18 protein-coding genes, 1 tRNA gene and 1 pseudogene are annotated in these 22,404 nt (G+C 71.7%); 15 read left to right on the forward strand and 5 right to left on the reverse strand.

Going from position 1 to position 22,404, the window contains the following annotated elements; genetic code table 11:
* Positions 1–52: 52 nt before the first annotated feature.
* From kdpF to AMK27_RS28115, 4 genes are read left to right on the forward strand one after another with little or no spacing between them, the layout of a single operon-like run.
* On the forward strand, positions 53–142 hold the full coding sequence (gene kdpF, locus AMK27_RS28100) for a K(+)-transporting ATPase subunit F (protein WP_033204243.1): 90 nt from the start codon (positions 53–55) through the stop codon (positions 140–142).
* Positions 143–150: 8 nt separating this feature from the next.
* Positions 151–1,815 (forward strand): potassium-transporting ATPase subunit KdpA, encoded by a 1,665-nt coding sequence (gene kdpA / locus AMK27_RS28105; protein WP_073913781.1) that lies wholly within the window; start codon positions 151–153, stop codon positions 1,813–1,815.
* Complete coding sequence (kdpB, locus tag AMK27_RS28110) at positions 1,812–3,929, forward strand: potassium-transporting ATPase subunit KdpB (protein ID WP_073913784.1); 2,118 nt, start codon at positions 1,812–1,814, stop codon at positions 3,927–3,929. The genes kdpA and kdpB overlap by 4 nt, the downstream gene beginning before the upstream one ends.
* A gap of 5 nt (positions 3,930–3,934) precedes the next feature.
* The gene (locus tag AMK27_RS28115) at positions 3,935–4,609 is read left to right on the forward strand and encodes a potassium-transporting ATPase subunit C (RefSeq protein ID WP_073913787.1); all 675 of its coding nucleotides are present in this window, start codon (positions 3,935–3,937) and stop codon (positions 4,607–4,609) included.
* Here the strand turns inward: AMK27_RS28115 and AMK27_RS28120 are convergent.
* A complete protein-coding gene (locus AMK27_RS28120; RefSeq protein WP_073913790.1) occupies positions 4,581–5,756 on the reverse strand; it encodes a winged helix DNA-binding domain-containing protein in 1,176 nt (391 codons plus the stop codon). The genes AMK27_RS28115 and AMK27_RS28120 overlap by 29 nt on opposite strands.
* 208 nt (positions 5,757–5,964) lie before the next feature.
* On the opposite strand from AMK27_RS28120, the gene AMK27_RS28125 reads away from it, so the two are divergent.
* A complete protein-coding gene (locus tag AMK27_RS28125) occupies positions 5,965–7,302 on the forward strand; it encodes an esterase-like activity of phytase family protein (protein ID WP_073913794.1) in 1,338 nt (445 codons plus the stop codon).
* Positions 7,303–7,439: 137 nt separating this feature from the next.
* Here the strand turns inward: AMK27_RS28125 and AMK27_RS28130 are convergent, their stop codons facing one another.
* The 3 genes from AMK27_RS28130 to AMK27_RS28140 form a co-directional block, all read right to left on the reverse strand.
* Positions 7,440–8,207 carry a class E sortase gene (locus AMK27_RS28130; protein WP_241847623.1) on the reverse strand — a complete coding sequence of 256 codons (768 nt, stop codon included), beginning with the start codon at positions 8,205–8,207 and terminating at the stop codon, positions 7,440–7,442.
* 230 nt (positions 8,208–8,437) lie between these two features.
* Positions 8,438–9,697 carry an MFS transporter gene (locus AMK27_RS28135; protein ID WP_073913798.1) on the reverse strand — a complete coding sequence of 420 codons (1,260 nt, stop codon included), beginning with the start codon at positions 9,695–9,697 and terminating at the stop codon, positions 8,438–8,440.
* A 10-nt stretch (positions 9,698–9,707) separates the two neighbouring features.
* Positions 9,708–10,343 carry a hypothetical protein gene (locus AMK27_RS28140; RefSeq protein WP_241847624.1) on the reverse strand — a complete coding sequence of 212 codons (636 nt, stop codon included), beginning with the start codon at positions 10,341–10,343 and terminating at the stop codon, positions 9,708–9,710.
* A gap of 213 nt (positions 10,344–10,556) precedes the next feature.
* Between AMK27_RS28140 and AMK27_RS28145 the strand changes: the two genes are divergently transcribed.
* The 6 genes and pseudogenes from AMK27_RS28145 to AMK27_RS28170 all read left to right on the forward strand — a co-directional run bounded on the left by AMK27_RS28145 (position 10,557) and on the right by AMK27_RS28170 (position 15,659).
* Complete coding sequence (locus AMK27_RS28145; protein ID WP_073913801.1) at positions 10,557–11,543, forward strand: GNAT family N-acetyltransferase; 987 nt, start codon at positions 10,557–10,559, stop codon at positions 11,541–11,543.
* Positions 11,544–11,835: 292 nt separating this feature from the next.
* The gene (locus AMK27_RS28150; protein ID WP_073913804.1) at positions 11,836–12,072 is read left to right on the forward strand and encodes a hypothetical protein; all 237 of its coding nucleotides are present in this window, start codon (positions 11,836–11,838) and stop codon (positions 12,070–12,072) included.
* Positions 12,073–12,936: 864 nt separating this feature from the next.
* Positions 12,937–13,173 carry a GntR family transcriptional regulator gene (locus tag AMK27_RS28155; RefSeq protein ID WP_073913807.1) on the forward strand — a complete coding sequence of 79 codons (237 nt, stop codon included), beginning with the start codon at positions 12,937–12,939 and terminating at the stop codon, positions 13,171–13,173.
* 99 nt (positions 13,174–13,272) lie between these two features.
* On the forward strand, positions 13,273–13,929 hold the full coding sequence (locus AMK27_RS28160; protein WP_073913810.1) for a hypothetical protein: 657 nt from the start codon (positions 13,273–13,275) through the stop codon (positions 13,927–13,929).
* A 41-nt stretch (positions 13,930–13,970) separates the two neighbouring features.
* A pseudogene (locus AMK27_RS41995) lies at positions 13,971–14,159 on the forward strand (transposase); the annotation flags it as partial.
* 171 nt (positions 14,160–14,330) lie between these two features.
* The gene (locus AMK27_RS28170) at positions 14,331–15,659 is read left to right on the forward strand and encodes a tyrosine-type recombinase/integrase (protein ID WP_241847625.1); all 1,329 of its coding nucleotides are present in this window, start codon (positions 14,331–14,333) and stop codon (positions 15,657–15,659) included.
* A 167-nt stretch (positions 15,660–15,826) separates the two neighbouring features.
* Here the strand turns inward: AMK27_RS28170 and AMK27_RS28175 are convergent.
* Positions 15,827–15,899: transfer RNA gene (locus tag AMK27_RS28175), tRNA-Arg, on the reverse strand.
* A gap of 302 nt (positions 15,900–16,201) precedes the next feature.
* Here AMK27_RS28175 and AMK27_RS28180 point away from each other — a divergent pair.
* The 4 genes from AMK27_RS28180 to AMK27_RS28195 all read left to right on the forward strand — a co-directional run bounded on the left by AMK27_RS28180 (position 16,202) and on the right by AMK27_RS28195 (position 22,335).
* Positions 16,202–17,812 carry a dynamin family protein gene (locus AMK27_RS28180; RefSeq protein WP_073913813.1) on the forward strand — a complete coding sequence of 537 codons (1,611 nt, stop codon included), beginning with the start codon at positions 16,202–16,204 and terminating at the stop codon, positions 17,810–17,812.
* Between the two features lies 1 nt (position 17,813).
* A complete protein-coding gene (locus tag AMK27_RS28185) occupies positions 17,814–19,844 on the forward strand; it encodes a GTPase (protein WP_445194880.1) in 2,031 nt (676 codons plus the stop codon).
* A gap of 263 nt (positions 19,845–20,107) precedes the next feature.
* Positions 20,108–20,656 (forward strand): single-stranded DNA-binding protein, encoded by a 549-nt coding sequence (locus tag AMK27_RS28190; protein ID WP_073913816.1) that lies wholly within the window; start codon positions 20,108–20,110, stop codon positions 20,654–20,656.
* Positions 20,657–20,883: 227 nt separating this feature from the next.
* The gene (locus AMK27_RS28195; RefSeq protein ID WP_073913819.1) at positions 20,884–22,335 is read left to right on the forward strand and encodes a Cys-Gln thioester bond-forming surface protein; all 1,452 of its coding nucleotides are present in this window, start codon (positions 20,884–20,886) and stop codon (positions 22,333–22,335) included.
* Positions 22,336–22,404 lie beyond the last annotated feature (69 nt).

Here is a 22,404-nt window from a genome sequence, read left to right on the forward strand (position 1 = left end):
CGATCGCGGTCTTCGCGCTGGTGGCCTTCATCGCCAAGGGGGTGGCCAAGCTGTGAGTGCCGAGAACATCGTCGGTCTGCTCGTGGCCGCCGCCCTGCTGGGCTATCTCGTCCTCGCCCTCGTCAAGCCGGAGAGGTTCTGAGTACGGCTATGAGTCCCGTTCTTGCTGGAGTCCTCCAGCTTCTGGCGTTGATCGTCGCGCTGGGTCTGTCGTACCGGCCGCTGGGCGACCACATGGCCCGGGTCTACTCCTCGGAGAAGCACCTCCGGGTGGAGAAGTGGATCTACAAGGGCATCGGCGCCAACCCGTCGGCGGAGATGCGCTGGCCCGCGTACCTGCGGGGTGTCCTGGCCTTCTCCGCGGTGAGCGTCCTCTTCCTGTACCTGCTCCAGCGGGTGCAGGGTGCGCTGCCGGGCTCGCTCGGCTTCGTGTCGATCGACCCGGACCAGGCGTTCAACACGGCCGCCTCGTTCGTCGCCAACACCAACTGGCAGTCGTACTACGGCGAGCAGGCCATGGGCCACGTCGTGCAGACCGGCGGCCTCGCGGTGCAGAACTTCGTGTCGGCGGCCGTCGGCATGGCGGTGGCGGTCGCGCTGGTGCGCGGTTTCGCCCGCTCCCGTACCGGTGAGCTGGGCAACTTCTGGTCCGACCTGGTCCGCGGCACGGTCCGGATCCTGCTGCCGATCTCCGTGGTCGGCGCCCTGGTCCTCGTCGCCTGCGGCGCGATCCAGAACTTCGCCGGCATCCACGAGGTCGGCCAGTTCACGGGCGGTCCGCAGCAGTGGAACGGCGGGGCGGTGGCCTCGCAGGAGGTCATCAAGGAGCTGGGCACGAACGGCGGCGGCTACTTCAACGCCAACTCGTCCCACCCCTTCGAGAACCCCGACGGCCTCTCCAACCTCTTCGAGATCTACCTGATCCTGGTGATCCCCTTCGCGCTGACGCGGACGTTCGGCCGGATGGTCGGCTCGCTGAGGCAGGGGTACGCGATCCTCGGCACGATGGCCGCGATCTGGCTCGGGTTCACGGCGCTGATGATGTGGACCGAGTTCGCCCACAACGGACCCGCCTTCGACCTCGCGGGCGGGGCGATGGAGGGCAAGGAGACCCGGTTCGGGATCGCCGGCTCGTCGATCTTCGCTGTCGCCACCACGCTCACGTCCACCGGCGCGGTGAACTCCTTCCACTCCTCGTACACCGGCTTCGGCGGCGGGATCACCATGCTCGGCATGCAGCTGGGCGAGATCGCGCCCGGCGGCGTCGGCTCCGGCCTCTACGGCATGCTGATCATGGCGATCATCGCGGTGTTCATCGCCGGCCTGATGGTCGGCCGCACCCCCGAGTACCTGGGCAAGAAGATCGGCACCCGCGAGATCAAGTTCGCGGCCTGCTACATCCTGATCACCCCGGCCCTGGTGCTCTGCTTCACGGCGGCCTCGTTCGTCCTGGACACGCCGTCGCACTCGATGACCAACTCCGGCGCGCACGGGTTCTCCGAGATCCTCTACGCCTACACGTCGGGTGCGAACAACAACGGCTCGGCCTTCGCGGGTCTGAACGCGGACACCCAGTGGTTCAACACGACCATCGGCATCGCGATGCTGCTCGGCCGGTTCCTGCCGATGGTGTTCGTGCTCGCGCTGGCGGGTTCGCTGGCGGAGCAGAAGCCCGTGCCGGAGACGGCGGGCACGCTGCGGACCGAGAAGCCGCTGTTCACGGGCCTGCTGGTCGGCACGATCCTCATCATCACCGGTCTCACCTACTTCCCGGCCCTCGCGCTGGGACCGCTCGCCGAAGGGCTCGCAGCATGAGCACCATCACTCCCACCCGGCCCCCGCAGTCCGGGGAGCCCGTCGGCCGGCCGGCCGAGGCCGGACGCGTCGGCGGCGGACTGTTCGACCCGAAGCAGCTGGTCACGTCCTTCCCGGACGCGATCAGGAAGCTCGACCCGCGGGTCATGGTCAAGTCGCCCGTGATGTTCGTGGTGTTGATCGGATCGGTCGTCACCACGGTGCTCGCGGTGAAGAACCCGGGGGACTGGTTCGGCTGGGCGATCACCGCCTGGCTGTGGCTGACCACGGTCTTCGCCAACCTGGCGGAGGCGGTCGCCGAGGGCCGCGGCAAGGCGCAGGCCGACACCCTGCGCAAGGCCAAGACCGACACCGTCGCCCGCCGGATCACCCCCACCGGCGAGGAGCAGGTGCCCGGCACCGAGCTGCGCGTCGGCGACCTGGTGGTCTGCGAGGCCGGAGACGTCATCCCCGGCGACGGTGACGTCGTCGAGGGCGTCGCGTCGGTCGACGAGTCCGCCATCACCGGCGAGTCCGCTCCCGTGATCCGCGAGTCCGGTGGCGACCGCTGCGCCGTCACCGGCGGCACGAAGGTCCTGTCGGACCGTGTCGTCGTCAAGATCACGACGAAGCCGGGCGAGACGTTCATCGACCGGATGATCAACCTGGTCGAGGGCGCGGCCCGGCAGAAGACCCCGAACGAGATCGCCCTCAACATCCTCCTGGCCTCGCTGACGATCGTCTTCCTGCTCGCGGTGGTGACGCTGAAGCCGTTCGCGATCTACGCCGGGGCCGACACGCAGACCTCGCTCATCGTCCTCACCGCCCTGCTCGTCTGCCTGATCCCCACCACGATCGGCGCGCTGCTCTCCGCGATCGGCATCGCCGGCATGGACCGGCTCGTGCAGCGCAACGTCCTCGCGATGTCGGGCCGCGCGGTCGAGGCCGCCGGCGACGTCTCCACGCTGCTCCTCGACAAGACCGGCACCATCACCCTCGGCAACCGCCAGGCCTCCGAGTTCGTGCCGGTGGCCGGGACGACGGAGGCCGAGCTGGCCGACGCCGCCCAGCTCTCCTCCCTCGCGGACGAGACGCCCGAGGGCCGCTCGATCGTGGTCCTCGCCAAGGAGAAGTACGGCCTGCGCGAGCGCCACCAGGGCGAGCTGGCCGGCGCGGAGTGGATCGAGTTCACCGCCCAGACCCGGATGTCGGGCGTCGACCTCGTCGAGCACGGGGCCGGACGCAAGGTGCGCAAGGGCGCGACCGGTTCGGTCGTGGCATGGGTGAAGGAGCGGGGCGGCAGTGTCTCCGAGGACGCGCAGGCGCTCACGGACCGGATTTCCCAGGCTGGTGGCACGCCGCTGCTGGTGGCTCTGGAGGACGACAAGGGCGCGCGCGTCCTCGGGGTCATCCACCTGAAGGACGTGGTGAAGGAGGGCATGCGGGAGCGGTTCGACGAACTGCGCCGCATGGGCATCCGTACGGTCATGATCACGGGTGACAACCCGCTGACCGCGAAGGCGATCGCCGAGGAGGCGGGGGTCGACGACTTCCTCGCCGAGGCCACGCCCGAGGACAAGATGGCCCTCATCAAGCGGGAGCAGGCGGGCGGCAAGCTCGTCGCGATGACCGGTGACGGCACCAACGACGCCCCCGCGCTCGCGCAGGCCGACGTCGGCGTCGCGATGAACACGGGCACGTCGGCCGCGAAGGAGGCCGGCAACATGGTCGACCTCGACTCCAACCCGACCAAGCTCATCGAGATCGTCGAGATCGGCAAGCAACTCCTCATCACGCGGGGCGCCTTGACGACCTTCTCGATCGCCAACGACGTGGCCAAGTACTTCGCGATCATCCCCGCGATGTTCGCCGTCGCCTATCCGTCGCTGGACAAGCTCAACATCATGGGGCTGACCTCGCCCGAGTCCGCGATCCTCTCGGCCGTCGTCTTCAACGCGCTGATCATCGTCGCGCTCGTCCCGCTCGCCCTCAAGGGCGTCCGCTACCGGCCCTCCAGCGCCGACTCGATGCTCCGGCGCAACCTCGGGATCTACGGACTCGGCGGCCTGATCGCCCCGTTCATCGGCATCAAGATCATCGACGTCCTCATCTCCCTCATCCCCGGAATCGGCTGACCACGATGAACAACTCCGCAGCGAACACCGGCCGCGTGCTCTGGGCGGGCCTGCGCGCCCTCCTCGTCCTCACCGTCGTGTGCGGCGTCCTCTACCCGCTGGCCGTCACCGGGATCGCCCAGGTGGCCTTCCCCGGCAAGGCGAACGGCTCCGAGGTCACCGACGCGAGCGGCAGGGTCGTCGGCTCCGCACTCATCGGCCAGACCTACAACCTCCCGCTCAAGGAGGGCGAGGAGACGCCGACCCCGGACCTGAAGTGGTTCCAGCCGCGCCCCTCCAACGGCCTGGGCACCAACAGCGTCAACACCCGGTACTCGATCATCCTCTCCGGCGCCACCAACCGCTCCGGCGACAACGAGGACCTGATCACCTGGGTCAAGGACGCCAAGGCCGCCGTCGTCAAGGACAACTCGACGGCCGACCACAAGGTCAAGCCGTCGGACGTCCCCGCCGACGCCGTCACCTCCTCCGGCTCCGGCCTCGACCCGCACATCTCCCCGGAGTACGCGAAGCTCCAGGTCCACCGGATCGCCGAGAGGAACCACCTCACCGTCGCCCAGGTCGACAAGCTCGTCGCCGACCACACCGACGGCCGCATCCTCGGCTTCGTCGGCGAACCCCGCGTCAACGTCCTCCAGCTGAACATCGCCCTCAAGCAGCTGGTGGCGACGCGGGGCTGAGCCCCGGCAGCACCCGGGTCTCCACCGCGGGCAGCCCCTTGACCCACCAGTGGTCGTACCGGCTGTACACACGACGGTCGCGCGCCCCGAGGAAACCGTCGAGCGCCTCGGCCTCCTCCGCCAGCTCCGCCCAGACCCGGGCGGGCAGCGGGTGGAAGGCCGAGGCCTCGATGCCCCCCTCGACGGGACGCCAGACCCCCGCCACGTACCCGTCGACGAGCAGCGTCGGCAGCGTGTCGCCGTTCACGCGGATCACGTGCCTGCGGTACTCGGCCGGGATGACACGGCTGCGGTCCGCATAGGCCAGCAGGATGCTGTCCCACATCGCGAGGAGCCGGGGCGGCGCCGGGACGTCCTCGCCGGGCAGGGGCGCCCCGGGCACGTCGTACAGCAGCACCCCGCCCGGCCCCTCCGTCTGCTCCAGCTCGCCCTCGACCAGCCGCACGGCCTCGCGCACCTTCCCCCGCGGCGCCAGCGTGAACTGCGCCATGTCCGCGACGGACGCCGGCCCGAAGCCCTCCAGATAGCGCCGGATCAGGACGGCGAGCCCCGCCGTCGCCGCGTCCGGATCGCCGAGCACCGGCAGCGGCGCCGTCGCCGTCACGAACGACTGCGCCGCCCCGAACGACCACGGCGGCCCCGTCGGCGCGTGCCACAGCGGCGCGTACTGCCGCATCATCCGCCACACCACGGCCTCCACCGGCCCGCCCCGCGCCGCTTCGAGGCGCTCCCGCATCTGCGCCCCGCTCCTGGCCTCCCCGGCGTAGTCGAGGAGCGCGGGCAGCAGGGCGTCGGCGTCGTCGGCGGTGAACCCCGCCGCCTTGTACCGGGGGTCGTGGAGCCGCGAACCGCGCAGGGTCGGCTCCATGGCCTCGCGGAAGGGCCGGTAGTCCTCGGCGTGCACCAGGTGCAGCGTGAGCCGCATCAGCGTCGACCTGACCAACTCGAAGTCCGCCACGGCCTCGTCGAGCCGCGCGGGATCGAAGCCGGCGACGCGGTTCCACAACGCCACGTAGGGCGAGCCCGGTTGCTGCGCCTGCAGCGCCACCACCCGGCGCACGGCGTCCCCGACACCGATCGGCTCCCGGTCGAGGAGGAGCTGCCGGGCGAGAGTGGAGCGGTTGAGGGCGCGCGCGGTGATCACCATGGCGCGATTGTCCTCCCCGGTACCGACACACGGGGGCCGGAGTCATTCGTTCACCGGGGGCCGGAGTCGTGCGTTCACCGACGGCCGGAGTCGTGCGTTCACCGACGGCTCGCCCCGATGTCGCCCACCCGACGCCCACCGTTGTGGCCGGAATTGGACCATGAGGCGCCTTCACGGGCGCCATTCCATGTGTGCAAAGGGAGTTCAGATGAATCCGCGCCTCATGCGCCGGCCCGCCGTCGTGGTCCTTCCGCTGTCCGCCGCGCTCGCCCTGACGGTGGTCATGGGGACGGCCGAGGCGGAGCCGGCGCGGCACGGTTCCGCCGCCCGGGTCGTCTCCACCTCGACCCTGCCGGACATCCCGCTGGCCGCCTTCAGCAACCGCCTGCTGCCCGGCAGCGTCGACGACGACCGGGACGTCGACCTGGGCGGCATCGGCAGCGACCTGTACCCGGCCGAGCGGCGCGGCGAGTACTGGACGGTCACCGACCGGGGCCCCAACGGCCAGATAGCCGTCGGCAAGGACAAGCGCCGCACCTTCCCGGTGCCCGGCTTCGACCCGGCGATCGTCAAGGTCCGCGCGACCGGTGGCCGGATCCAGGTGTTGAAGTCCCTCCCGATCACCACCGCCTCCGGCGCCCCCGTCACCGGCCTGCCCAACCAGCCGGGCCGCGACGAGGCCCCGTACAACCACGACGCCACGACCCCGCTCGCGTACAACGCGAACGGCCTCGACACCGAGGGCCTCGTCAGGGACCGGGACGGCAGCTTCTGGCTGGTGGACGAGTACGGCCCCTCGCTGGTGCACGTCTCCGCCACGGGCCGGGTCCTCGCCCGCCACGTCCCCCGGGGGCTCGCCCTGACCGGCGCCGACTACCCGGTGATCGAGTCGCTCCCGTCGATCTTCCTCAAGCGCAAGATCAACCGCGGCTTCGAGGGCCTGGCGCTGCTCCCCGACGGCGACCTGGTGATGGCGCTGCAGAGCCCGCTGCTCAACCCGGACAAGGCCGCCGGAGAGGACTCCCGCACCACCCGCCTGCTGCGCTTCTCGACCCGCACGAACCGGGTCACCGCGGAGTACGCGTACCGCTTCGACCCGGTGGGCGTCGTGGAGCCGGGCCAGACGAAGACGTCGGAGCTGAAGATCTCCTCGGTCGTGGCCCTGGGCGGCGACCGCCTGCTGGTCCAGGAGCGCACGGACAAGGCCTCCCGCGTCTACGAGGTACGGCTCCGCCGCGGCGCCGACATCCTCGGCTCCCCGTGGGACACGACCGCGAGCCCGACCCTGGAGCAGCTCGACGACGAGGCGTCCGCAGCCGCCCCGGTCCTGGCGAAGCGCCTGGTGGTCGACCTCAACACGGTCGCAGGCGTCCCCGGCAAGATCGAGGGCATCGCGGTGGAGGGCTCCTCGACCCTGGTCCTCCTCAACGACAACGACTTCGGCATGACGGACGGCCCGGAGGCCTTCGACGCGAACGGACGCCTGGTCGACAGCGACGTGGAGACCACGCTGGTCCGCGTCCGGCTGCCGCAGCGACTGCGCTGAGGCGGCGGGGCGGCGGGGGCGTCAGGGCTTCGGGGCGCGGGGCGCTGGTCGGCCGGGGCGTCGGGGGCGCGCGGGCGCTGGTCGGCTGGTCGGCCGGGGCGCTGGGGCGTCGACGTGCACAGCACGTCGGGGCGGCGCTACGCGGGCCGCGTGGACGTGAGGACGCCGACCTTGTCGATGCGGTGCTCGGGGTTGTGCTGGGCGTCGCGCCAGAAGTTGCCCGCGGCGTTGTCCTCGGGGGTCGCGCAGGTGGAGAGCGTGATCATGGCCCGGGTGGGCTTCTCGCCCGGCTCGCCCGGCACGGCCGCCCGCTGCTCGGCGAGCGAGCGGGCCGAGCGGAAGGACGTGGTCCGGGTCTCGACGATCTCGTACGTGTAGACGGTGCCGTCGGCGGTGACGCGGACCTCGTCCCCCACCTCGACGGAGGGCAGGTCACGCAGGGGTCCGCCGGCGGAGAGCCGGTGGGCGGTCACCAGGTAGTTGCCGACCTCGCCCGGGCCCACCCCGCCGCGCTTGCCGTGAGGGCTCGCGGCGACCCCGCGGTCCTGGATCCGGGTGCCCGCGCGGTCGTCGGTCGTCCCCTCGTACGGCAGGACGTCGAGGTCCTCGACACCGATCGAGGGGATGGAGATCTCGGCGGCGACCGGCCCGCGGGGCGAGGGGGCCGCCGAGGTGGACGGCGCGGGGGTGGGTGTCGGGGGAGGGGCGGCGACCGGGGGAGCGAGCGACACGGGGCCGGGCGCGCCGGTGGCGGTGCCGGTCGTGCTGGCGGTGGTGCTGGTCGTGCTGGCGGTGGTGGCGGTGCTGGCACTCGTACGGGCACCGGCCCCAGCACCGGCCCCGGCGCTGTCGGTGCCCGCGCAACCGGCCGACGCGGTGAAGCCCACGACGAGGGCGGCGGCCACGCCGACCAGAGCCGAGCGCGACCCTCGGCCGCGACTCCGCGCCTTCCCCGGGGACCCAGACACACCACGCACGGCACCCATACCCCAAGAATGACCCACCTTCCGGGCCGGGGCACCCACGGAGGAGTCATCCACCCGCGGAAGGCCTCCGGCGTCAGGGCCCGGCTGCAGCCCGGTCGGCCCGGTCGGGTCACTGGGCTCACGGGGCTCGGTCGGCCTGTCCGGCCCGGTCAGCCCACCGCTTCCGCGGCGACGGCCGGCTGCGGCCGGGTCCGGACGCCCCACCGGGCCAGCGCGGGCCCGGCCGCGCCCAGGGCCGCGAAGAAGGCCGCGAGGACCAGCCAGCCCGCCGTGCCGAGGCCGAGCACCACCGTGGTCAGGATCGCGGGGGCCAGGGCCTGGCCCGCCCTGAAGCCGAGGCCGAGGAGGCCCTGGTACTGGCCCTGGGCGTGGTCGGGCGCGAGGCCGAAGCCCAGGGCGAAGCCCGCCGAGGACTCCCAGATCTCCCCGAGGCTGTGGACGAAGATTGCCGCGACGAGCAGCCCCGCCGCCGCCCAGACCGGGGTGTACGCCGCCAGCGCCATCATCGGGCAGCTGACGAGGAAGAGCAGACCGGCGTTGCGGAACGCCCGGCCGCCGTCGTGCGGCGTCTCGATGCGGGAGCCGATCCTGGTCTGCAGGAGGACGCAGAAGGCCGCGTTGACGGCGAACACCGCCGCCACCGTCCAGCGCGGCGCCTCGGTGTGCTGGGCGATCCAGATCGGCAGGAGCAGGGACACCACCGAGTACTGCAGCCCCATGGCCCCGTACAGGGCGGTGAACGTCAGGTACGGGCGGTCCGAGAAGGCCGCGCGGCGGCGCTCCCGCGGCGGTGCCGGCAGCGGTGGGTAGTTCGGCAGCAGGAACAGGAGCAGCGCGCACAGGGCGAAGCTCGACGCGTTGCCGAGGATCAGGGCGAGGTAGGCGCCGCGGGTGTCCGCCGCCACCGCAAGACCGGAACCGACCGTTCCGAAGATGACGCCCAGGTTGACGAAGGTGCGCAGCTTCGCCCGGAACAGGGCCGGGCGTTCGGTCCCGACCCGGGCCACCAGCGCGCCCCAGGCCGCTCCGCCGGCCGCCGCGGCGATCTGGTCGAGCGTCGCGAGGACGGTCAGCGCGGTCCAGCTCTCGACGAGCACGAGGGCCGACATCGCCACTGCCTGGACCGCGAGGGACAGCATCATGATCGTGCGGGCGCCGCGCCGGTCGGCGAGGTGGCCTCCGGGGATCCCCGCGAACAGGCCGATCAGTCCGGCGACGGTGAGCGCGGCCCCGACCTGCGCCGCCGGCAGTCCGACGACCAGGGTGAAGTAGAGCGCGGACGCCGCGTTGAAGAGCCCGTTCCCGACCCGGTTGACGAAGCTGGCGGCGATCAGCACGCGCTCCGGCCCGTTGTCTCCCGCCACGCGGGCCAGGCGGGCTATTCGGCCGTCCGGGCTGCTCTTGATCATGAGCCGCAGGCTAGCAGCGGCCGCGGAGGGGGGACGGCGGCTCCTGTGCGACGGCTTCGCCCCGCCGCACGACGCGGTCGGCCAGGTCCTCCCACGGACGCGGAGCGACCACCGGCACGCCGGCCTCGCGCGCCCGCGCGGCGAGCCATCGGCCGTACAGCACGCTGACGCGGGCGCGATGGTGCTGCGGCCCGGCCTCCGGCTCCCGGCGCAGGTAGTTGGCCGTCACCCGCGCCTCGTCGTCCTCGTGGAGGAGGACGCCGCGGACCGGGCCTCCGGGGGTCACGACGCGGGGCAGGAGGTAGTCCCCCTCCAGGATCACCGGGGTGTCGGTGCCCAGGTGGTTGGCCACCACCGCCCCGACCGCCGGGGCCAGTGCCTCGGCGATCGCGATCTGCCGCTCGACGACCGACTCGGGCGCCCGGCGAGCGGCTTCCGGGTGCGTGCGCCAGTAGTGAACCTCCGGCAGGTGCTCGGGCCGCGTCACCGCGAGCAGCGCCTCCACGATGTCGTCGACCTCCACGACGGGGACGCCGTAGCGCCGGGCCAGTGCGCGCGCGACACCGGTCTTGCCCATTCCCGAGGCACCCCCGACGACGAACACCCGCCAGTCGGGACGCTCCCGCGCCTCCCTCGTACCGTTCACGAGCCCTCCTCCTCGGCCGCGGACACCCACGAGCGCACCGGTGACGACGTGGAAAAACACGATGGCCCGAACGCACGGGATGCCCCAGGCTGGGCCCGATCACCCGTGCGACTCTCCCGAGCCGCTCCGCCCTGCCCAGTCCCACCCCACGCCGCCCGCCCCGCCCGCACACAGGCAACAACCGACAGAGCCATCCTCACCGAGGAGTCACCCATGATCAACATCGTTCCGCTCACCCAGGTCTCGACCGAGGACGCCACCGCCTGGCACGCGGTCGTGTCGGCCTCGCTCGCCGCCGATCTGCCCGAGGAGCCCCGGCCCACGGTCGAGCAGATCCGTGCCCAACTCTCCGTCGTCGGGCGGGACAACCGCCGGCTGCTGTGGCTGGCGGCCGACGCCGACGGCGCGGTGGTCGGTGTGGCCGGACTGCGGCTGTTCACCTCGCCGGGTCAGCAGCACCTGGCGGAGCTGGAGCTGCACGTCACCCCGGAGCGACGGCGCTCGGGAGTGGGCTCGCACCTGCTGGCCACGGCGGTGGGAGCGGCACGGGACGACGAGCGCCGCAGCCTGGTGGCCGCCGCGCCCGGCGAGGGACCGACGGGCGCCTTCTGCGCCGCCCGCGGCTTCCGGCGCGTCCTGGCCCTCGACCACCTGCTGCTCGACGTCGCGGACGCCGACGTCGCCGAGGCCGAGGCGGAACACCCCGGTTACGAACTGGTCGGCTGGACGGGCACGGTTCCCGACGAACTGGCCGAGGCCTTCGCCTCGGCCAAGAACGCGATGAACGACATGCCCATGGGCGACATGGACTTCGGCAGCCGGACGTGGACCGCCGACCGGGTCCGCGCGATGGCCGAAGTCCTGGCCGACCGCGGTGACCTGCTGCTGACGACGGCGGCGCTGGAGAAGGGCGGGAAGGGCGAGATGGCCGGATACACCGAGATCGTCATCCGCTCCGGGGAGACGCGGCGGGCCCTGCAGTACGACACCGCGGTGGCGCCCGCCCACCGCGGCCACGGGCTGGGGCTGTGGGTCAAGGCGGAGATGGTGCGCAGGCTCCGGGCCGAGCACCCCGGGATCGAGGAGGTGGAGACGGACAACGCGCAGGACAACACCCACATGATCGCGGTCAACCACCGCCTGGGCTTCCGCTTCCACCGCAGCACGCACGAGTACCAGCTGGACCTACTGACCGACTGACGAAAGCCCCCGCTCCTGTCCCACCCGGTCCCGTCCCAGTCCCGCCCGGTCCTGCCCAGTGCCGCCCAGTCTCGTCCCGTCCGGTCCCGCCCGGTCCCGCCCGGTCCCCTCCCGCCCCGACGCCCGCTCGCCGCAGGGCCCGAGGCGATCCGACCGAGGCGATCCGCCCGCGGCGATCCGCCCGGACGGACGGGACGTCAGACCACCCGGACGGAGGCGCCGGCGGGCGCCGTGCGGGGGACACCTTCCCGAACCCCCGTGACCAGGCGTTCCGGCAGCCGGTTGGCGAACCGTGAAGAAGATCATCGCCACCACGGCCCTGGCCTGCGCCGCTCTCGCCCTCGCCACTCCGGCCCACGCGGACAACGACAGCAACTTCGGACCCGGCGTGAACGCCGCCAACAACTGGAACTTCAGCGCCGCAGCCGTCTGCTTCCAGGAGCTGGCGGTCGTCCCCGTGGGCGGCGCGTGGACGGGCGACACCACGAACCACTGCACCAACGGCAACGTGCTCAACCACGCCGGCTGACCACCCCGACCAGCAAAAAGACCCTCCCGAAGGAGGGTCTTACGCGGAGCGCCCCCGGCAGGACTCGAACCTGCGGCCAAGTGCTGGAAGGGAATTGGTGTGATTCGCGGATTAGGTGCTTGACCTGCGTCTTTGTCGGCACTCGCAGGTCCCGCGCTCCAGGCAGCAGGCGGATGGCGAGTACGGACCCGTCGGGCATGGACGGAGACGGGCCCCACTTCTTGTCTGAGGCGAGCCGGGGACGGGTGTGCCGGGCAGCGTGTACGCGGATGCGGTACTCCTCGGCCTTACTTCCTGCTGCGAGGAGGTCGAAGGGTTCCCCGTCCAGGCCGGAGAAGGCTTCGGCGCGGAGGCCGTTCAGCTGGAGCACATGGCCGGTGTCGGCGTAGTGCGTCCGAGGAGTCGGCGGCCGTCGGCGGCGGCTTGCTCGAGGTCGTCGGAGCGGTCATTGCCCGGCCGTTCGGTGGGGTAGCAAGCGGTGCCCTGGCCGGAGTAAGTAGAGGCGAGCAAGCAAAGGCCAGCAGGCTCGGTGCCTCGTTCTACGCGCGGATGTGTACGCCCTCGAGGCGCGCCGATACGGACGCCAATTGCTGCGCAGAAATGGCCGCGTTGCTGTGGATTCCCTGGCAGCGATGGGGATCGCAAAGGACGGCTCCCCGCTCGCCAGACCTCCGCGAAGTACTGCGGCCGGTAAGGCAAGTACGCTGCGCATATCGAATCACTCTTTGGGTGATCGGCCACGCTCCGGGAGGTCTAGCCACCTCGGCGGGGTCTTCTTGTGTCACGCGATCGGAGCACATGCGTGTATGCGTACTCGCTTATCTGCGGTCGCGTGAACAGGCAAATGCGCACAGCCTTTGCCGTATGGATCTCGATCGCAGTACGACCGTATGGCCTCAGGCGGTCGATGAACTACGCCGGCTCCTGGATGCGGTCAAATGGCGGGCAGGGGAGCGGTTCCCTGCCGTGTACCAGGTGGCCGCCGAGCTGGACGTGGTGCCGTCGACGGTTCAGAAGGCGGTTGTCGCCCTACGTGAAGAGGGGCGGCTGTACACCGAGCTGGGTCGAGGCTCGTTCGTTTCGGACGCGCCGGAGCTGTGATTGATCTGACCGTGCGCCCGATGGCGTGAACGTGACGGACTTGCAGGCGTCGATCGAAAGTGTGTTCCCTTGCGGGGGTAAGTCCCATACTGTGAAGCCATGTTGAGAACCAAGGTATGCGCCGCGCTGGCCGCAGTCGCTCTGTCCCTGCTCGCCGTCCCCGCCGCCTCCGCTGAGACCGCCGATGCGCGGACAGGCGTGAGTGCGCCTCTCGTCGAGTACAAGGGCGGTGCCACCACCCTGCCCACCCTGGAGAAGGAAATCGGCGAGGCTCACTGTCACGACGCGAAGGGCATGGGTGAACTGACCTGCTTTGCGACCGAGCGTGAGCTTGAGCTCGACCTGCTCGCAGTGGGAGGACTGCCCGCTGACGCTGCTAAGAACGCTGCGCGTAAGTGGGGCGTCGCCGTCCCGAAGCAGCCCCGCACTGCTGCCGCCGCTGCCGCCCCGACGTGTCACCCCTGGGCGACCATGCGCTTCTACGATGGGTACAACGCCACGGGGTCGTCGGTCAGTGTCTTTTGCGACTACCCGGATCTTCGCAACGTCAGCTTTGACAACCGAGCCAACTCCGCGATCTGTATGGTTTGCAAGAACCCCTTCACCAGTGCGAACCCGTACAACGTGAAGCGGATGACAGCCTTCCAGAACTACAACTTCTCAGTTAACGCGATGGCCCAGGAGACCAGCGTCGTAATTAACGCCAGCGCCCTAGCTGCCAACACCGCGTCGTCGAACCGCATCTACTTCAACTAGGGCCTGACTGATGATTGATCTTGTGGCGGCGTCGTAATCAGCTGACGGATGCGGCATGGGAGCAGATAGTGCCCTTGCTGTCAGATGTTGATGGGTGAGGTCGCTCATGGCGGGATCACCGGCAGGTGATCAACGGGGTGTTGTGGCGGTTGCTGACCGGTGCTCCCCGGCGTGACCTGCCGGAGCGCTATGGCTCGTGGCAGACGGACCATGGGCGGTTCGCCCGCTGGGAGGCGGACCCCGCTGCATCAAGCTCCCGAACGGCGCGCCCTCCGAGTGCGCCGGGTCGACCTGGACCTCTGGCTGAACGAGCACGAGGACGCCGCGTGATGGACGTGACGTACAACGTGAAGTTCTGGAAGACCGGCGTCAACGTGGGCAAGCGGAAGACCACCTAAACCGTGCGCTGGGAGTTGAACGGCCGGGAGCACCGCCAGACGTTCGTCACGGCGGCCCTCGCCGAGTTCTTCCGTGCCGGGCTGGTGTCAGCGGCGCGGAAGGGGGAGGCGTTCAGCATCTCCACTGGGCTCCCGGTCTCGCGCATCTCCCAGCCGGCTGGCGTGACGTGGTTCGACTTCTCGATCCAGTTCGTGGACCAGCTCTGGGCGCGGACGTCCGCGAACAACCGGCGGAACGTGGCGAAGGCACTCACGCCCGTCACGATCGCCCTGCTCCGATCCCAGCCCACCGCGTTCAAGGGCGTCGACGTGCGCCGGGCCCTCCGCGAGTACGCCTTCAACACCCTGAGGCGTGGCCAGGCACCGCCGGAGGTCGCCGTGATCCTTCGGTGGGTGGAGCGGAACTCGCTCACCATGGCGGCCTGGGAGGACGAAAGCACCGTGGAGACAGTGCTGCGCGCGGCCGGGACGAAGCTGGACGGGACGGCTGTGGCCGCCAGCACGGCGCGGCGCACCAAGCGGGTCCTGAACGTCCTCCTCGAGCACGCCATCAAGAAGAAGGTGCTCAAGGAGAACCTGCTCCCGAAGGGGAAGGGCGCCGGCGCTGCCGCGTCCAAGACCTCCTCGGCCGTCGACAAGCGCTCCCTGCTGAACAAGGAGCAGGCCGCCAAGCTCCTCGGCTGGGTCTACGCCCGACCGAGGGGCGGCCCGCGGCTGCACACCTTCTTCGCCGCGATGTACTACGCCGGCGCCCGACCCGAGGAGGTCGTGGCGATCGACGTCGGCGACGTCCGCCTGCCCGACGTGGAAGCTGACGACCAGTGGGGCGAGCTGCTGCTCCACACCGCCCACCCCGAGGTCGGCAAACAGTGGACGGACACGGGGGAGGTGCGCGAGCAGCGCGGCCTCAAGGGGCGAGCCGCCGACGACACCCGGACGGTGCCCTGTCGCCCCGCCCTGACGCGGATCCTCCGGGCCCACATCGAGAAGGAGGGCCTGAAGCCCGGAGACCTTCTGATGCAGGGGGAGAAGGGCGGAGATCTCGCCGGATCCGTGATCCGGCGAGCGTGGCGGCGGGCCCGGAAGGAGGTGCTCACCTCGTACGAATTCGGGACCCCGCTTGGCCGCCGCGTGTACGACCTCCGGCACACCTGCTTGACGAACTGGCTCAACGCCGGCGTACCGCCCGCGACCGTGGCCGAGTGGGCGGGCAACAGCGTCCCCGTGCTGCTCTCCACCTACGCCCGGTGCGTGGACGGGCAGCTGCCCGACCTCAAGCGCCGCATCGAGCAAGCGGGGGAGCTGCCGGACCCGGCCGCGGCGACCGGCTGAAAATTTCTCCGCGTATTCTCCGTGGCCACCCGCAGAAACCCGGTTTCAGCCGGACACGGCCGGACGTGCCTCACCCCGTCGTGGGGCGTGTCCGGCCCCTCCGCGACCCACCCGAAACCACCCCTGACCAGCAAAAAGACCCTCCCGAAGGAGGGTCTTACGCGGAGCGCCCCCGGCAGGACTCGAACCTGCGGCCAAGTGCTTAGAAGGCACCTGCTCTATCCACTGAGCTACGGGGGCCGGGTGGTGGCCGTGTGGCCAGGAGCCCCTTGTGGGTGGGGTGTGGCCTGCCGGGACAAGGATAGGGCTCCGATCGCCTTGGCCCGGTTGCTTCACCTGCGTGGCACGATGTGGAGGTTCGGTGAAGCGGAACGATAATCGCAGGCAGGTGCGATTCGCGCAGCGCTTTTGGCGCCGCTCGGGGCGGGTGTTGTGCACTCGTTATGCCTGAGGTTCCGGTCACCACCCCTCTCTTCGGCGCGCAGGGCCGCAATAGGCTTCAAAAACACTCATAAATTGGGCATTCTTCGCATGTGGTGACCTTGGACGAACGGCCTCAGCTGATCGACGCACTCTCCGCCCTGCGCGACCGTGTCGCCGCCGTGCGCCTTCCTCTCCCCCTCCCCGACACACCACGCGCCCGGCAGACCCGGGCCGAGCTGCTCGCTCAGCTCGACGACTACCTGGTGCCCCGGCTCAAAGATCCCGACGCCCCGCTGCTCGCCGTCGTCGGCGGGTCCACCGGGGCCGGCAAGTCCACGCTCGTCAACTCCCTTGTCGGGCGGCGCGTCAGCGAGTCCGGTGTGCTCCGGCCCACCACCCGCACCCCCGTGCTCGTCTGCCACCCCGAGGACCACCACTGGTTCGCCGGGATGCGGGTCCTCCCGCAGCTCACCCGCGTCTGGCTGCCGCAGGCCGACGACGACCACGCCGACGACGCCCCGCCCCCCGAGGAGAACGCGCTCCGCGTCGAGACCGCCGCCTCCATGCCCCGCGGCCTCGCCCTCCTCGACGCGCCCGACATCGACTCCCTCGTCGTCGAGAACCGGCTCCTCGCCTCCGAGTTGATCTGCGCCGCCGACATCTGGGTGATGGTCACCACCGCCTCGCGGTACGCCGACGCCGTGCCCTGGCACCTCCTCCGTACCGCCAAGGAGTACGACGCCACCCTCGTCACCGTCCTCGACCGCGTCCCCCACCAGGTCATCGGCGAGGTCTCCCGCCAGTACGAGGCCCTCCTCGACAAGGCCGGCCTCGGCGACGTGCCCCGCTTCACCATCCCCGAGCTCCCCGAGTCCGCCGACGGCGGCAGCGGCCTCCTCCCCGACTCCGCCGTCGCCGCCCTGCGCGGCTGGCTCGCCCACCGCGCCGAGGACCCCGCCGCCCGCCAGCAGGCCGCCGACCGGACCGCCACCGGCGTCATCGACTCCCTCGACGCCCGCCTCCCCGAACTGGCCGGCGCCGTCGCCGCGCAGTACGCCGCCTCCGTCCGCCTCGGCGGCGCCGTCGAAACCGCCTACGGCGAACAGGCCAAGCGGGTACGCGAACAGCTCGGCCGCGGCGCCGTCCTCGCCGGCGACGCCCGCACCCGCTGGCGCGCCTACCCCCGCGACAGCACCGCCGACGAACTCCTCGACGCCCTCGCCGAGTCCCTCGCCGCCCTCCTCCACTGCGCCGTCTCCGCCGCCGAGGAACGCGTCCGCGACGCCTGGCGGCGCGAACCCGCCGCCGACGCCCTCGGCCCCGCCAGGACCGGCGGCGACCGCGACACGGCCGAGCGGATCGGCGTGGAGGTACGGCGCTGGCGGCGCGTCCTCGAGGAGGTCGCGGAGGACGAGGTGCGCACCGTCGAACGCCCGGCCGCTTCCCGTACGGCCGTCCCGGAGGCCGACACCGTCGCCGCCCTCCTCGCCGCCTCCCTCCTCGGCGGCCGCCGCACCCGGGCCGCGGGCGAGCGCCTCGCCGAACTCCTCGGCGCCCAGGCCGCCCTCCGCCTGCGCGACAAGGGCGGCGAACTCGTCCTCTCGTACGTCGACCGCGTCCTGCACGCCGAACGCGACCAGCGCCTCGCGCCCCTCGCGGCACTCGACGTGAACCCCGAGCCGCAGGCGGAGCTGATCGCCGCGCTCTCCGTACTGCAGAAGGAGAAGTGACGTGGTGGACGACGACGAGTCGCGCACCGGAACCCGTGCTGACGGGGGAGGGGGCGGCGCCGACGCCCGTCCCGGTGACAGGGGCGGTGCCCGTGCCCGGGACGGTGACGGCGCCGACGCCCGCGCCTGGGACAGTGACGGGGCCGGTGCCCGTGCCCGGGACGGTGACAGGGCTGGCGACAGGGCCGGTGCCCGTACCGGGGCAGGCGCCGACGGCAGTACGCCCGACCGCGAGCAGCCCGACCGCGAGCGGCCCGGTCGTTGGGACGACGGGCTGATCGCGCGGCGCGCCGCCGAGCGGAGTGCCGCCGTCGCCGACGCGCTTCCCGGCGCGGACGGCATCCAGGAGCCCGACACCCTGCCGCCCCTCGGCGGGAGTTACGGCGGGCCCCTCCGTGCCCGCCTCGACGCGCTCCACGAACTCGTCGGGCTCTCCCGTACCCGGGTCGAGAGCGAAGCCCTCGCCGAGGCCGGGCGGGTGCTCGACGAGGCCGCCGCCCGGCAGCGGCTCTCCTCGCGGCACACCGTGATCGCGATCGCCGGCGCCACCGGCAGCGGCAAGTCCACGCTCTTCAACGCCCTCGCCGGCGTCCCCGTGTCCGAGACCGGACTCCGCCGCCCCACCACCTCCGCGCCCATCGCGCTCTCGTGGTCCGAGGGCGCCGCCGGGCTGCTCGACCGGCTCGCCGTCCCCAGCCGACTGCGCCGCCGGCCGCTCGCGGGCGGAGCCGCCGACGCCGGCCTCCAGGGACTCGTCCTCATCGACCTCCCCGACCACGACTCGGCGGTCACCGCCCACCGCGACCAGGTCGACCGGGTCCTCGGCCTCGTCGACGGCGTCATCTGGGTCGTCGACCCCGAGAAGTACGCCGACGCCGCCCTCCACGAGCGCTACCTCCGGCCGCTCGCCGGGCACGCCGAGGTCACCTTCGTCGTCCTCAACCAGATCGACCGGCTCGGCACCGAGGCCGCCGACCTGGTCCTCGACGACCTCCGCCGCCTCCTCGACGAGGACGGCGTCGCGCTCGGCGAGCACGGCGAACCCGGCGCCACGGTCCTGGCCGTCTCCGCCCTGACCGGTGACGGCGTACCCGAACTGCGGGAGATGGTGGCCGGATTCGTCCAGGAACGTACCGCTCCCGAGCGCCGGCTCGCCGCCGACGTCGACGCCGCCGCGGCCCGGCTCCGGCCCGCCTACCTCGCCGAGGGCCGCTCGGGGCTCGACGAGCGCGCCCGCGAGGCCTTCAGCGACCGGCTCGCCGCCGCCGTCGGTGCCCAGGCCGCCGGAGAGGCCGCCGAACGGGTCTGGCGCCGCGGCGCCATCCGCGCCTGCGGCACCCCCTGGCTGCGCCTCTACCGCTGGTACGAGCGGATCCGCGAGCACGGCTCCACCGATCCGCACCTCGCCACCCCGGTCGAGGACGAACTGACGGCACGCCAGCGCGTGGAGCAGGCGGTACGGGTCGTCGCCGACGAAGCCTCCCGCGGGCTCCCGACCCCGTGGGCGCAGGCCGTGCGAGAGGCGGCGGCGCGCGGGGCGGAAGGGCTGCCGGAGGCGCTGGACGAGCTCACGGTCACCATCGGCGACGCGGCGGCCCGGCCGCCCCGCCCGGCGTGGTGGCCTGCGGCCGTCCTCGCCCAGGCCGTGATGACGCTCCTGCAGATCTTCGGCGCGCTGTGGCTGGTGGGGCAGATCGTCGGCGTCGTCGAGCCGGGGCTGCTCCCGCCGGTCCTCGTCATGCTCGGCGGCATCATCGGCGGACCGCTGGTCGAATGGGCCTGCGAGGGAGCCGTCAAGGGCCCCGCGCGACGGTACGGGCAGGAGGCCGAACGCCGCCTGCGCGAGGCGGCGGCGGCCTGCGGCCGGGCCCGGGTGCTCGACCCGGTCGCGGCGGAGCTGATGCGCTACCGCGAGGTGCGCGAGCAGTACGCGACGGTGGTGGGCACGCGTCCGGCGGCCCGGATCGTCGGCGGAAGCCGCAGCGGCGCGGGTCGGCTCGGCGCGACCCGCACGGGGGTCCGGGGGCGGTAGCGGGGTACGGGGGATGCGGATGCGGATGCGGAGGCGGAAAGAGCGTACGAAGGAGGCCTCGGCGTACGAAGGAGGCCTCGGCGGCCTCCTCGTGCGGTGGTTTCTCCCGGTGTGCCCCGCCCTCGGTACACCCTTCCGAGTGGGGGAGTTGTCCACATTCCCGCACCCGTCCACAGCCCCCGGCGGCGTCTTCGCCGCAGCCCCACGATGGTGTCCGACCGGTGAAGAGACAGCAGCGTGAACGCAGGGTGGGGGAACGGACCATGAACGACACGACCGTGACGCTCGTCGGCAACGTGGCGACGGCGGTGGAGTACCGGGACACGGCGACGGGCGGGGTCGCCAGGTTCCGCTTCGCGGTGACGGCGCGCCGCTGGGACCGTGAGAAGGGGATCTGGTCCGATGGGCCCACCAGCTTCTACACGGTGTCCGCCTGGCGTTCCCTCGGAGCCAATCTGGCGGCCTCGGTGTCCGTCGGGGAACCGCTCGTGGTGCACGGCAGGCTGAGGGTGCGTGAGGACGAGCGGGACGGGCAGCGCAAGACCTTCGTGGACGTGGCGGCGCTGGCCGTGGGGCACGATCTGAGCCGGGGGACGGCGGCCTTCCGGCGGGTGGCGCGGCCGCTCAGGGCCGAGGCGGAGCCGGGGTCTTGGCCAGGGGCCGGGTCGGGAGCCGAGCCGCGGACGGAACCGCAGGTGGGGGCCGTGGAGAGGGCGCCGGTGCTCGGTCTGGCGCCGGACCGGGACCCATGGGCGGTGGCGGCGGAGGAGGCCGCGGCGGAGTCGGCGACGCAGTTGGTGACCGTGCCCTGACCATGCGTCGTGGCGATTTGTCGACCAACTCGCCCTGCGTGATAACGATTCCGATTCGGAATGGTTATCTGACCGTATGGCCGGGCACCGGGGGGTTCCGCATCCCTAGGATTCCCGGGTACTCATGTGGCACGTGAGCCCATCGGGTCTGTGATCTGCTGGCGTGCGCTCCCCCCACGCGAAACCAGTCCATGGTTCGTGGAGCGACTCGCCCGGAGGGGAAAGCAATGTATTCAGTACGTGGCCGAGGCGCTGCTCGCCTCGCTGCCGCCGCCCTCGTCTCCGGCCTTGTCATGGCCGGTGCGATAGCGACCGCCGGACCGGCGCTGGCCGACGACGGTGCCCCGGGCACCGGAGGCGTGACGGCGAAGCTCGGCGGGATGACGGACCGCGACGCCGTCGAGATCGTCGAGAAGAACGGCTCGAAGTGGGGCGTCCAGGGCGGCCTCTTCAAGATGCAGGTCGAGGGTGGGGGCACTCTCCAGACCTACTGCATCGACCTCCGGACGCCGGCCAAGCACGACTTCGACTACAAGGAAGTCGGCTGGGACGAGTCCTCCCTGCACAACAACGACAACGCCGGAAAGATCCTCTGGATCCTCGAGAACGGCTACCCGAAGCACTCCGCGGAGGAGCTCGGCAAGAAGCTCGACGTCGACCTGTCCAAGGACGAGGCCGCCGCGGCCACCCAGGCCGCCATCTGGACCCTGTCCGACGACGTGACGGCGACGCCGAAGAGCGCCGACGCCCGCAAGCTCACCGAGCAGCTCCTGAAGGACGCGGTCAAGCTCGAGGAGCCGAAGGCCTCCCTCTCGCTCTCCCCGTCCTCGGTCGCGGGCAAGGCCGGTGAGCGGCTCGGCCCGATCACCGTCTCCACCAACGCCCAGATCGCCAAGCTGACGACCGCCCCGGGCACCCCGGACGGCGTCAAGATCGTGGACAAGGACGGCAAGCCCGTCACCGAGGCGAAGAACGGCGACGAGGTCTTCTTCGACGTTCCCGCCGGCACCGCCGACGGCACCGCCGGTCTGTCCGCCGAGGCCTCCACCAAGGTCTCGCTGGGCCGCGCGTTCGTCTCCATCGACGGCCCGTCCCAGACCCTGATCCTGGCCGGCTCCAGCGAGTCGACCGTCACCGCCCAGGCCTCGGCCACGTGGGCGAAGAAGGGTGCCGTCCCGGCCGTCACGGTCGCCAAGGACTGCGCCAAGGGCGGCCTCGAGGTCATCGCGTCCAACGAGGGTGACGAGCCCTGGACCTTCGACCTGAAGGGCACCTCGTACACCGTCGCCCCCGGCGAGAAGAAGACCATCCCGGTCCCGCTCGCCGAGGACGAGGCGTACAAGTTCACCATCACCGGCCCGAACGGCTTCGAGGAGACCTTCGAGGGCGTCCTGGACTGCAAGACGGCCACCCCCGGCCCGACGCCGTCCGAGACCCCCAGCACGGAGCCCTCGACCGAGCCGTCGAGCCCCGCCCCGTCGACCACCGCTCCCACGACCGGTGACACCACGGGCGGCACCACCGGCACCACCGGCACCACCACGACCGGTGGCGGCGACCTCGCCGAGACCGGCAGCTCCAACGCCACCCCGATGATCGCGGGCATCGCCGCCGCGCTCGTCGTGATCGGCGGCGGCGCGGTGTTCTTCCTCCGCAAGAAGAAGACCGCCGGCGCCTGATCCCCGGCCCCCGGTGCCGGCCCCGCCGGCACCGGGAAGCCACCCGATCCCGTGGAGTGATCCGCGTCA

Source organism: Streptomyces sp. CB02009, from assembly GCF_001905825.1.
Taxonomy (GTDB): domain Bacteria; phylum Actinomycetota; class Actinomycetes; order Streptomycetales; family Streptomycetaceae; genus Streptomyces.

Excerpts from the sequence above, each read along its gene's own strand:
- kdpA (WP_073913781.1), top strand. The coding sequence starts at position 151 with ATGAGTCCCGTTCTTGCTGGAGTCCTCCAGCTTCTGGCGTTGATCGTC.
- kdpB (WP_073913784.1), top strand. The coding sequence starts at position 1,812 with ATGAGCACCATCACTCCCACCCGGCCCCCGCAGTCCGGGGAGCCCGTC.
- AMK27_RS28115 (WP_073913787.1), top strand. The coding sequence starts at position 3,935 with ATGAACAACTCCGCAGCGAACACCGGCCGCGTGCTCTGGGCGGGCCTG.
- AMK27_RS28120 (WP_073913790.1), bottom strand. The coding sequence starts at position 5,756 with ATGGTGATCACCGCGCGCGCCCTCAACCGCTCCACTCTCGCCCGGCAG.
- AMK27_RS28125 (WP_073913794.1), top strand. The coding sequence starts at position 5,965 with ATGAATCCGCGCCTCATGCGCCGGCCCGCCGTCGTGGTCCTTCCGCTG.
- AMK27_RS28135 (WP_073913798.1), bottom strand. The coding sequence starts at position 9,697 with ATGATCAAGAGCAGCCCGGACGGCCGAATAGCCCGCCTGGCCCGCGTG.
- AMK27_RS28145 (WP_073913801.1), top strand. The coding sequence starts at position 10,557 with ATGATCAACATCGTTCCGCTCACCCAGGTCTCGACCGAGGACGCCACC.
- AMK27_RS28155 (WP_073913807.1), top strand. The coding sequence starts at position 12,937 with ATGGATCTCGATCGCAGTACGACCGTATGGCCTCAGGCGGTCGATGAA.
- AMK27_RS28160 (WP_073913810.1), top strand. The coding sequence starts at position 13,273 with ATGTTGAGAACCAAGGTATGCGCCGCGCTGGCCGCAGTCGCTCTGTCC.
- AMK27_RS28190 (WP_073913816.1), top strand. The coding sequence starts at position 20,108 with ATGAACGACACGACCGTGACGCTCGTCGGCAACGTGGCGACGGCGGTG.
- AMK27_RS28195 (WP_073913819.1), top strand. The coding sequence starts at position 20,884 with ATGTATTCAGTACGTGGCCGAGGCGCTGCTCGCCTCGCTGCCGCCGCC.